We start from the raw sequence: 11289 nt of genomic DNA, 5'->3' as shown, positions 1-11289 counted from the left end.
TGCCTCGCCCTCTGCGAAACGACCCTGCGTTTCTAGGGCCAGGTGGGTGGTGGTACGGCGCGGATCAGGGTGATGACGTGGTCGAGGGCTGGGGAGCGGGGGCGGTTGCGGTGCCAGAAGACTGCGACCTGGCGGTCGACGCCGGCGTCGCGGATAGGGACCAGCCGTACTCCGTCAAGGTTGCCCGTCGTCATCGCCAGCGCGTTGGTGACCCCGGTCCCCAGACCTCGTCGCACCAGCGCCAGCAGGGTCTGCGGCTGGTTGGTCCGGAAGGCGCTCGGCGGGTTCAGGCCTGCCGAGGCGAAGGCCAGGTGAGACTCGAACTGCCGCGAGCCCGACGTCTCCCCGATCGAGATCAGCGGTAGCGTCGCGAGCTCGGCCAGGGAGACCGTGTCCGCCGTCGCCAGTGGGTGATCCAGCTGGAAGACGGCGACCAGCGGCTCCCTCCACAGCAGTTCGTGCTCCAGTTCACTGTTCGCCACCAGCGGGTGCACCGGCCGGATGGCCAGGTCGATCTCGCCCCGGTTCAGCGCCTCCTCCAGGTCGATGCTCGGACCTTCGTGCAGCAGCAACCGGATCCCGGGATGCTCACGCTGGAGCCGACTCGCGACCTGCGGGAAGAGCCAGGCGGCCGCACTCGGGTAGGCGCCGAACCGGACCTGTCCCCCGGTGGAAAGGTCTGCCAGGAGATCCAGGCGGGTGAGGATCTCCTCGGCGTGGGGTAACAACGCGCGCCCTTCCGGGGTCAGAGCCACCGGGTGCGCAGTACGGTCGAAAAGTTGGACGCCGAGGGCCTTCTCCAGCTCGGCGACGTGCTCGCTGATTCGGGATTGGCCGCGGAAGACTGCCTTCGCAGCCGCCGAGAAGCCGCCGTACCGGGCGACGGCGACGAAGCTGACGATCCAGTCCAGCCGGTACCCGTACGCGCCCGTGAGGTCCATGGCGACACGCTAGCCGGGAACAGCCGGGCGTGCTGGCGATGTTGCAAGCAGTGTGAAGAGGACCCAGGTGGTGGTGATCGGAGCCGGCCAGGCCGGGCTCTCGGCCGCGTATCACCTGGTCAGGATGGGATTCACCCCGTACGACGAGGTCGTGGTACTGGATCGCAACCCGGCCCCGGGTGGCGCCTGGCAGCACCGCTGGGACACCCTCACCATGCACGACGTGCACGGGATCGCGAACCTGCCGGGGGTCGCGGTACCGGAGAGTGCGGACGAGGAACGGGCGAACGAGTTCGTGCCGCGGTACTTCGCCGACTACGAGGCTCGGTTCAACCTGCCGGTGGTGCGACCGGTGATCGTCGAGAGTGTGCGGTCGGTGGACGGCGCATTCGAGGTGCGTACGGATCGCGAGACCTGGGTCGCGGACGCGATCGTGAACGCGACCGGCACGTGGACCCGGCCGTTCCTGCCCTGGTATCCGGGGATCGAGACGTTCAAGGGCCGGCAGTTACACACGGCCGACTACAACGGGCCTTCGGAGTTCACCGGGCAGCACGTCCTGGTGGTTGGCGGTGGCGCGTCCGCGGTGCAGTTGCTCGCGGAGATCTCGGAGGTCGCCAGTACTACGTGGGTGACGCGCCGGGAGCCGGAATGGCGTACGGACAAGGAGTTCGGGCCGGAGATCGGTCGGGCGATCATCGCCAAGGTCGAGGAACGAGTCCGCGCCGGGCTGCCGCCGAAGAGTGTGGTCGCCGTGACCGGTCTGCAGTTGCGCGAGCAGGAGCAGGCGGCCTTTCGGCGTGGCGTGTACACGCGGTTGCCGATGTTCGAGCGGATCATGCCGACCGGAGTGCGTTGGGCGGATGGGCGTGAGCTGGCCGTGGACGCGATCCTTTGGGCGACAGGCTTCCGCGCCGACCTCGCGCATCTGGCGCCGCTGCACTTGCGGGAGCCCTCAGGTGGGGTCCGGATGGACGGCACCCATACCGTGCTCGAGCCGCGCCTGCACCTGATCGGTTACGGGCCCTCGGCAAGCACCATCGGCGGCAACCGCGCCGGCTTCGCCGCCGCCCGCGAACTCCGCGACCTCCTCCGCCCCGCCCCCGCTCGCACAGCGGTCTAGCTGCGCAGCCGGAAGAGGAGCTCGGTCTCCCACTCGTTCATGTCCGGGGTGTCGATCGGGTCCGATTTGTAAACCTCGAGGCGGCAGCCCCACGTGTCGCCGTCGACATCCCACTCCAGGCCCTCCTCGTCGGCCCAGGCGAGCAGGTCGCGGGTGGCGTCCATCAGCCCGTCCGGGTGACCGAAGTGGGTCACGCTGGCGTAGCGACCGGCCGGGAGCACGCCCGCGACGATCTCCTGCTCACCGGTCTGCGGTTCCTCCACCGGTAAACCGATCTCCATCACCAGCCCGTTCTCCATGTCGACCACGTCGTACTTGAAGAAGACCTCCCCGACCGGCTCGACGTTGCGCGCGGCCAGCCAGCCGAAGACCTCGGGCGTCCGATCCGCGAACGCCCCGATCCCGTTCATCGCGACCTTGGCCTTGAGCGCCACATACGGCTGCTCCTCGCGCTCCACAATGCTCGGCTTCTCCGCCATCGTTCCTCCTCGTCGACGAGTCCCCCTCATCCTGCCGCAAGCACGGCCAGGATGGCGTGAGTGTTCTGGTACTCGCGCCAGGCCGCGATCTTGCCGTCGCGAACCCGCAGTACGCCGATGAAGCGGGCGCGGTCGCGACGTCCGGTGGAAGTGATGACCCCGCCGAGTTCGTACTCGACCACCGCAACCTCCGGATCGAGCGTCTCGTGCACTGCGACGACCTCGAACTCGTCGAACCGGACCGGCAACTGAGCCCGGCTGGGCCCGGCGAAGGCGATCCACTCCTCGCGACCGATCCAGGTCCTGGCGCCGCCCGGGGCGAACGGCGTCTCCATCACCACGTCCTCGGCCAGCGCGTCATCCCACGCCGCGGGATCGCCCGTCCAGGCCGCGCCCATCCGCTCGATCATCGCCCGCAGTTCCGTCATGACAGGACCTCCTAAAGATGAGTCACCGCTCAGGTTGTTGCCACTATAGTGAGTGGCGACTCATCTTGCTAGGGAGATCATGGAACTTCGCGCCGATGCCCAACGGAACCGGACGGCGATCCTCGCTGCCGCGGCGGAGGTCTTTGCCGAGCACGGTCCAACAGCGACCACCCAGCAGGTGGCGACGCGGGCCGGCGTCGCCGTGGGCACGATCTTCCGGCACTTCCCGACGAAGGACGCGCTGCTCGCGGCGATCATGAAGCAGTCGCTGCAGCGGCTCTCGGAACTGGCTGACAGCACCGATCTCTTCAGCTTCATCACGGCAGTCGTCGACGAGTCGGCATCCACCCGGACCGTCGTCGAAGCCCTTTCCCAGCAGGGCATCGACCTCGGCGACGCCCTGCGCGGGCTGACCGACGCGACCGCCCGTCTGCTGGCCCGGGCGCAATCAGCCGGGGACGTGCGAGACGCAGTACAGGTTGATGAGGTGATGGCGCTGATGACCGCCTTGTCGCAGGCTGCGCAGCAGGCTGGTTGGACGGCGGATCTGCAGCGGCGCACGCTCGGGATCGTGTTCGGTGGGCTGGCACCGGGCTGACCATTGCGAGTCTCGGATTTGAGGCGTGTACTGCAGGTGGGGTTCGGTTCAGGGGGATGGTCGCGGTGCTGCGGTTCAAGCTTCTGGTGGTCAGTTGTGCGCTGATTCTGGGCGCGGCGGCTCCCGCGGCCGCTGAGCCGGCGACCTCGGTCGCCTATCCGCCGGGCTCGACCGCGACGAGGTACGCAGGTCTCGCGTTCGACACCTGTACTGCGCCGACCGTCGCGCAGATGACGGCCTGGAACTCGTCGCCGTTCAGGGCGATCGGGATCTACATCGGCGGCAACAACCGCGGCTGCGCGCAGCCGCAACTGACCGCGAGTTGGGTGAGCAGCGTGACCCGGATGGGCTGGCGGCTGATCCCGATCTACATGGGCTGGCAGGCTCCCTGCACCCTGAGTACGAAGCCGTTCAAAATGTCGTCCTCACTGACGACCGCGTCCTCCCAAGCAACCAGCGCAGCTGCGGACGCGGTTGCGAAGGCGAAGGCACTCGGGCTCGTCGGTGGCAGCGCGATCTATGGCGACATGGAGCACTATGTCGCGAACAACGCTGCCTGCCGCGACGTCGTACTGCGCTATCTGTCGTCCTGGACCAAGGAGCTCCACCGGCAGGGGTATGTCTCTGGTGTCTACGCACACCAGGATTCGGGAGCGTGGCACCTGTCGGGTGCGTACAACTACGCGTCCTACGCCCGGCCGGACGCACTGTGGATCGCGCGCTGGGACTTGAACAACAGCCTCACCAACTGGCCGAAGATCAACAACGCCAACTGGGCCGTCGGCCAGAGAGCCAAGCAGTATCAAGGCGACCACACCGAGACCTACAACGGCGTGACCCTCAACATCGACCGCGACCGGTTCGACGCGCCTGTGGCCTCCGTCGGCTTCAACTACACCATCACCGGCAACGTGAGTGCGCGCACCGGACCTGCTTGGTCCTACCCACTCGCGACGAACTATCCGAGTGGTTCCGCCGTGCGAGTGGTGTGCCAGACCTACGGCCCGCAGGTCGGAACCACCACGGTGTGGAACAGGCTGACAACCGGCGCCTATGTCACCGACAACTACGTCAACACAGCGTCGAACACCGGGTACACCTATCCGATCCCAGCCTGCCTCTACCCGTACCAGACCACCACCGCGAACCTCAGTCGACGGAGCGGTCCCGGTACGTCGTACGACGTGTTGGGCACGCTGCCGACCGGTTCGCTCGCGTGGGTGACCTGTCAGCGCAGCGGCACCCAGGTCGCCACCACCTCGGTCTGGAACCGCCTGCCCGACGGCAGCTACGTCACCGACTACTACGTAGCCACCGCCAGCAACACCACCTACACCGCCCCCACCCGCCGCTGCTAAAACCCTTACGTCCGAAGGACCGTGGGGCAGGCCCCTCGGTTCTTCGGACGCAACGGCAACGGCGCAGTGCTCAGGCGAAGTACGTCGGGAAGAGGTCGTTCGTGGGCCAGGTCTTGACGCCGTTGGCCGCGGTCCACAGGGCCTGGTCGATGTCGCCGTACGACTTGCCGCTGGCGTCGTCGCGACGGTTGAACAGCGCGGCCCAGCTCATCCCGTTGTACGTCCGGACCAGGATGCTGAACGTCCCCGGCATGCTGCCCGTGTGCCAGGTGTTGCGCCCGGTGCCGCCCGTCGTCACCGGGCGGATCTGCCAGCCGAGACCGTAGTACGAGCCGTCGGCGTTGGCGCCGATCGAGGGCTTCGACCAGAACCGGCTCAGCGAGGTGCTGTTCAGCACGCTCGACGGCGCATCGAACATCTTCGCCCAGCGGACCAGGTCCGGCGCCGCCGCGAGCCAGCCGCCGTTGGCGTCCTGGATGCGCATGCTGAACGACCCGTACGGCGCGGCGACCGTTGCGCCCGACATGTCCAGCACGGTGCGCCCGGTGTACTGCGAGTCGTACGACGTCTCGCCGGCGTGCTTCGCGATGGTGTAGCCCTGGACCATCCGCTTGATCTTCAACGGAGTAAGCAACTTCTGCTGCACGTAGCTGGCGTAGCTCAGGCCGCTGGCCTTCTCGATCACCCGGCCGGCCAGCATGTATCCGAAGTTGGAGTACGCGTACTTGGTGCCCGGCGCGAAGTCGAGTTTCTGGCCGGCCATGTACTTGATCACGTCCGCGGAGTGAAGCTCCATCGGTACACCGAGCGCCTTGGCGATCGTGGCGTCCTTGAAGTTCGGGTCGCCCGAGACGTCGCGATCGAAGCCGCCGAGATGCTGAAGCAGCTTCCACAGCGTGATGGTCGACCAGCGCGAGTCCTTGGTCTGGCCGGCCTGTGGGGTGATGTCGATGATGTTGCCGACCGGCGTCGAGAGGCTCAGCTTGCCGTCCTGCACGAGCTTCACGATCGCGGCCGCGGTGAACGACTTCGACACGCTCGCGACCCGGAACAGCGAGGTGGGCTGGACAGTCAGCGTGCTGGAGGTGCTGTAGCCGCGGGCAAGCACCAGCCGGCCCTTGTAGGTGACCGCGACCTGTCCACCGGTGATACCGCGGGCCTGCATGAAGGTCTTCATCTGGGTGTCGAAACCGCTCAGCGCCGGTACGGCGGTGCCGGTGGTTCGCCAGGTCGCGGCACCATCCGCTGACCGGGCGAGCGCAGTACCGGCTGCGGCCGCTGCTCCCGTCGCTAGGGCGATCTTGCCGAATTTGCGGCGCGACAATTCCACGGGAGGTGATCTCCTTCGATCCACAGGGGGGTGTAGTCGTCTATTCCTACAACGCGAAGGGGTCGCCTAGGGAGACACGCCCTAGGGCTCGTCGACCACGGAGGCGTACGAGATCACACCACGGCGAATCTGGTCCGTGACGGCGCGTGCCGTTCGCCGGAGCGGAGTCGGCCCGGCGGCGTCCGCGACCTGCTCGGTGAGGTCGATCAGTTGCTTCACCCAACGAACGAAATCGCCCGCGGCCAGATCCGACTCGTAGAGCACCTCGGCCAGCGACGCACCCGAGGCCCACCGGTACGCCGCCCAGCAGAACCCGAGATCCATCGGCCGGAGGAAGTCGACCCGCATGTCCCGCTCCAGCGCCGACAAGTCCCGCCAGATCCGACCCATCCGCTCCAGCGCGTCCCGGACCTCACCCCGCGGCAACCGCGGCGATGTCGGCTCGTCCTTCGACCGCGACTCGTAGACCAGGGCCGCCAGGCAGGCAGCCAACTGCGGACCGTCGAGATCGTCGAACACGCCCTGCCGCAGGCACTCGGCCGCGACCAGGTCGAGCTCGGCGTAGATCCGCGACAGCCGGTCGCCCGCCTCGGTGGTCTTGTCGCCCTCGAGGTAGTGCAGCGCGTCCAGCACCTGGCAGACCCGGTCGAACTGCCGGGCGATGGTGTTCGTCCGCTGCTCGATCTTGCGCTGCACGTCGCGGTTCTCCCGGTCCAGCCGGAAGTACCGCTCGGCCCAGCGTGCGTGGTCCTCGCGATCCGAGCACCCGTGGCAGGGATGTGCGCGCAGTTCCGCCCGCATCTCCTGCAACTCCGGGTCGTCCGCGTGGGTGACCACATCGCCGTTGCGGCTGCGGGACGACGGCGGCCCTTCCTCGCCGAGCATGTCCGTACGACCTCGCAGTACGTGGGCAAGCTCGCGCCGCTGCTGCGGGTTGCGCGGGTTGAACTTCTTCGGCACCCGCAACGAACTGATCGACGCGACCGGGGTCGGGAAGTCGATCATCGACAGCTTGCGCACCTGCCGGTCCAGCGTCAGCACGGTCGGCCGCGGTCCCTCGCGCTCGGACCGGACGCCCGGGTCGAGCACCAGGGCCCAGCCCGCACTCCGGCCCGCCGGGATCCGGATGATGTCGCCGATCCGCAGCTTCTCCAGCGACTCCTGCGCCTCGACCCGGCGATCCAGCTTGCGGCGCTTCGAGCCCGACGATTCGCGCTCGCCGATCCTGCGCCGCAGATCGGCGTACTCGAGGAAGTCGCCGAGATGACAGTCGATCGACTCCTTGTACCCCTCGAGCGCCTCGTTGTTGCGCTGCACCTGCCGCGCCAGCCCGACGACCGCCTGGTCGGACTGGAACTGCGCGAAGGACAACTCCAGCATGTCGCGGGCCCTGGCCCGCCCGACCTGACGGACCAGGTTCACCGCCATGTTGTACGACGGGGAGAACGACGAGCGCAGCGGATACGTACGAGTGCTCGCCAGACCGGCGACTGCGCGCGGGTCGAACCCTGGCTGCCACAGCACGACCGCGTGGCCTTCGACGTCGATGCCGCGACGACCCGCACGACCGGTGAGCTGGGTGTACTCCCCCGGCGTGATGTCCGCGTGCGTCTCGCCGTTCCACTTCGAGAGCTTCTCGAGGACCACCGTGCGCGCCGGCATGTTGATGCCCAGGGCAAGCGTCTCGGTGGCGAACACGACTTTGATCAGGCCGCGTGCGAACAGCTCCTCGACGACCTCCTTGAACGCGGCCAGCATGCCGGCGTGGTGCGCGGCGATGCCGCGGCTGAGCGCCTCGGCGAAGTCGTGGTACCCGAGCACGCCGAGATCCTCGTCCGGCAGCTCGGAGGTGCGCTCGGCCAGCACCCGCTTGATCTCGTCCCGCTCGCTCGGCTTGGTCAGCCGCAGCCCGGACCGCAGGCACTGCAGCATCGCGTCCTCACAACCCTTGCGGGAGAAGATGAAGTAGATCGCCGGCAGCAACGCGCCCGCGTCCAGCTCCTCCACCACATCCGAGCGGTACGGCGTGAAGTGCGACCGGCCCGGCCGGGTCTTCGGCAGATCCCGGCGCCGGCGGGGTTTGCGCGAGTCGTCCCGGAAGATCCTGCTGTCGTCCCGCGCGATCCGCACCAGCTGCGGGTTCACCAGGTCCTTGATGTCCGGACCCTTCACCGCCTCAACCGATTTGGCCGGGTTGCCGGACCGGCTCTGCTTGCCCTGCGGCCCGTACTGCGCGGGCGCACCCACGCGCGCGGTCGGGGCCTCACCCGCGAACAGATCGTGCAGCCGCTTGCCCACCATGACGTGCTGGAACAGCGGCACCGGCCGCTTCTCCTCCAGCACGACCACCGTGTTCCCGCGGACGGTCTCCAGCCAGTCGCCGAACTCCTCAGCGTTGCTCACCGTGGCGGACAGCGACACCACCGCGACCGAGTCCGGCAGGTGGATGATCACCTCTTCCCAGACCGCACCACGGGACCGGTCGGCCAGGTAATGCACCTCGTCCATCACCACGTAGGACAGTCCGAGCAGGGTCTGCGACGCGGCGTACAGCATGTTCCGCAGGACCTCGGTGGTCATCACCACGATCGGCGCCTCGGAGTTGATCGAGTTGTCCCCGGTCAGCAGGCCCACGTTCTCGCTGCCGTACCGACGGACCAGGTCGGCGTACTTCTGGTTGCTGAGGGCCTTGATCGGGGTGGTGTAGAAGCACTTCTGCCCCCGCTGCAGCGCGAGGTGCACCGCGAACTCCCCCACCAGGGTCTTGCCCGACCCGGTCGGCGCCGCGACCAGTACCTGATGGCCGTCCTCCAGGGCGGCGCACGCGCGCAACTGGAACTCGTCCAGCTCGAAGTCGTAGAGCGCCCGGAACTCCTTCACGGCGGGATGCTCCTGGTCCGAGCGGAAAACGGCATACTTCTCGGACGGGGTGCTCATGCCCCCAATCTATGCGACGCCACCCCCAGAACCACGCCGGGCCCACGGAGCGCAGAGTCAGCCGGAAGTCATCACGGTCGATACTTTCGCCTGATCCGAAGCGGACATCCTTGCTGCTTAGAGTGCGGCTATGACTACACGAGGTATTCGACGGTCCGTGGCCGCCCTGGCCGCTGGACTGACTATCACGCTGGGTCTCACCGCGATATCCGCTGCCGCCGACGAGCCTGTACTGCGAACTGGGGTCGATGTGGTCGGCCCGGCCGGCGAGGTCGTGAGGACCGACAAGGGGCTGGTGCGGGGAACAGCCGACGCGCAATCACGGGTGTTCCAGGGCATTCCCTTCGCCGCGCCGCCCGTCGGCGACCGGCGCTTCGAACTTCCACAGCCGGCCGCGGCCTGGTCCGGCGTACGGGACGCGACCGAACCGGGCGCTATCTGCACGCAGCTGAACACCACCGGCGACGCGCTTCTGCCAGGCTCCTCCGAGGACTGCCTCTACCTGAACGTCACCACGCCCAACGCCGCCGGCAAGGGCCGGCCGGTGATGGTCTGGCTCCACGGCGGCGGATGGGGCGCCGGTAGCGGCAGTGACTACGACGGCCGGTGGCTCTCCCAGACCGGTGACGTCGTCGTGGTGACGGTGAACTACCGCCTGGCGACGATGGGATTCTTCGGCTACCCGGGTCTGCCGGAATCCGGCACCTACGGGCTCGCGGACCAGCAGGCGGCGCTGCGCTGGGTGCGCGCCAACGCGAGGGCCTTCGGCGGCGACCCATACAACGTCACCGTGCTGGGCGAATCGGCCGGCGGACTGTCCACCTGCGGACAGTTGGCGTCACCGACCGCCGCCGGCCTGTTCGACCGAGCGATCATCGAGAGCGGTTCGTGCGAGATGAACTACCCCACGAACGGAAACTACCCTGACAGTCCGGAGAAGCATTGGTGGGTGCCCGCCAAGGAGATCGCCGCCAAGGGCAGGACCGCGGCTGCCAAGTTGGGCTGCAGCGACCTCGCCTGCCTTCGCAAAGCCGATCCCCTGAAGCTGCTGCAGGTCGCCGACTTCACCCAAGCCGGGTACGGAACGCGCCTGTTGCCGATCGAACCGCGGAAGGCGTTGAAGTACGGGACGTTCAACCGAGTGCCGGTGATGGAGGGCAACACCCGGGACGAGCAGGCCTACTTCGGCTGGCTGTACGAACTCGGCGGCCCGATGGACGCCGCGGGGTACCGGGCCAACCTGGTGAAGAGCTTCGGCGACCAGGCGGCCGCGGTGGAGAAGGAGTACCCGGTGACGGCGTACCAGTCACCGATCCAGGCCTGGAACACGGTCGCCACCGATCGGGGCTGGGTCTGCCCGTCGCTGAAGTCTTCCCGGCTGATGGCGCGCAAGGTGCCGGTCTACACGTTCTCCTTCGCGGACCGGACAGCACCGGCCTACGTCTACTTCCCGCCGGGCTACCAATCCGACGCGTACCACTCGTCGGAACTCCCGTACCTGTTCGACTTCAGCCCACTGGCCACCCTCAACCAGGCCCAGACCGGACTCTCCAAGACGATGCTCCGCTACTGGACAAACTTCGCCCGCACCGGCAACCCCAACGGCCCGGGCGTCCCCACCTGGAAACCCCTCCAAGCCGGCCCAACAACCACCCAGTCCCTCCAACTAGGCGGAATCACCCAGATCAACCTGAACACCACCCACCACTGCGACTTCTGGTCCCTCTGACCTCCGTCGCTCTAGGCTCCGTCCTCGAAAGCCTGCGCGTGGGCGCAACGCTGGAAAACATCCCGCTGGTACGGACAAGCGGTCACTGCGGGGGGCCCGTGGATCTAACGGTGCTGCCGACCCGACGCGATGGTTCGCGTGTCGACAGTCCGACGTGGTTCGCGGGTTCGTCGGCACGGGTGGTTCGCGGGTGCATGGGTGCGTGTGGTTCGCGGGTAGGTGTGGGTGGTTCGCGTCGCCGGGCTGCGTGAGTTTGCTAGTCGCGGTGAGGTGAGTCAAGGGCGCTTCGCGGCCCTTCGGGCTCGAACAAGTTCGACCCTTGACACACCTCACCACGACCAGGGAAGGACGCAGCTACGCCCGGAG

The 11289-nt window shown here is 67.7% G+C and carries 9 protein-coding genes; 4 read left to right on the top strand and 5 right to left on the bottom strand.

Annotated elements, in window-relative coordinates; translation table 11 throughout:
- Positions 1–32 precede the first annotated feature (32 nt).
- Positions 33–941 (bottom strand): LysR family transcriptional regulator, encoded by a 909-nt coding sequence (locus VFG33_RS12850; protein WP_325025900.1) that lies wholly within the window; start codon positions 939–941, stop codon positions 33–35.
- 52 nt (positions 942–993) lie between these two features.
- Between VFG33_RS12850 and VFG33_RS12845 the strand changes: the two genes are divergently transcribed.
- Entirely contained in the window at positions 994–2064 is a 1071-nt protein-coding gene (locus tag VFG33_RS12845; RefSeq protein ID WP_325025898.1) for an oleate hydratase, read from the top strand.
- Here VFG33_RS12845 and VFG33_RS12840 read toward each other — a convergent pair.
- Together VFG33_RS12840 and VFG33_RS12835 are read right to left on the bottom strand one after the other, a co-directional pair.
- Positions 2061–2543 carry a GyrI-like domain-containing protein gene (locus VFG33_RS12840; RefSeq protein WP_325025896.1) on the bottom strand — a complete coding sequence of 161 codons (483 nt, stop codon included), beginning with the start codon at positions 2541–2543 and terminating at the stop codon, positions 2061–2063. The genes VFG33_RS12845 and VFG33_RS12840 overlap by 4 nt on opposite strands.
- Before the next feature lie 26 nt (positions 2544–2569).
- Positions 2570–2971 (bottom strand): nuclear transport factor 2 family protein, encoded by a 402-nt coding sequence (locus VFG33_RS12835; protein ID WP_325025893.1) that lies wholly within the window; start codon positions 2969–2971, stop codon positions 2570–2572.
- A gap of 79 nt (positions 2972–3050) precedes the next feature.
- Here VFG33_RS12835 and VFG33_RS12830 point away from each other — a divergent pair, with 79 nt between their 5' ends.
- Positions 3051–3569, top strand: a complete 519-nt coding sequence (locus VFG33_RS12830) for an SbtR family transcriptional regulator (protein WP_325025891.1) — start codon at positions 3051–3053, stop codon at positions 3567–3569.
- A gap of 65 nt (positions 3570–3634) precedes the next feature.
- Positions 3635–4927 carry a glycoside hydrolase domain-containing protein gene (locus VFG33_RS12825; RefSeq protein WP_325025889.1) on the top strand — a complete coding sequence of 431 codons (1293 nt, stop codon included), beginning with the start codon at positions 3635–3637 and terminating at the stop codon, positions 4925–4927.
- A gap of 70 nt (positions 4928–4997) precedes the next feature.
- Here VFG33_RS12825 and VFG33_RS12820 read toward each other — a convergent pair whose 3' ends face one another.
- Positions 4998–6257 (bottom strand): serine hydrolase domain-containing protein, encoded by a 1260-nt coding sequence (locus VFG33_RS12820; RefSeq protein ID WP_325025886.1) that lies wholly within the window; start codon positions 6255–6257, stop codon positions 4998–5000.
- Between the two features lie 81 nt (positions 6258–6338).
- Positions 6339–9194, bottom strand: coding sequence for a DEAD/DEAH box helicase (locus VFG33_RS12815; protein WP_325025884.1), 2856 nt, complete (start codon positions 9192–9194; stop codon positions 6339–6341).
- 130 nt (positions 9195–9324) lie between these two features.
- On the opposite strand from VFG33_RS12815, the gene VFG33_RS12810 reads away from it, so the two are divergent.
- Positions 9325–10923: a carboxylesterase/lipase family protein gene (locus VFG33_RS12810; protein WP_325025882.1), complete on the top strand. Its 1599-nt coding sequence runs from the start codon at positions 9325–9327 to the stop codon at positions 10921–10923.
- Positions 10924–11289: the final 366 nt, after the last annotated feature.

Source organism: Kribbella sp., from assembly GCF_035687465.1.
Lineage (GTDB): Bacteria > Actinomycetota > Actinomycetes > Propionibacteriales > Kribbellaceae > Kribbella.
The sequence above is the reverse complement of the archived record's forward strand: the minus strand, read 5'-3'. Positions and strand labels throughout refer to the sequence as shown.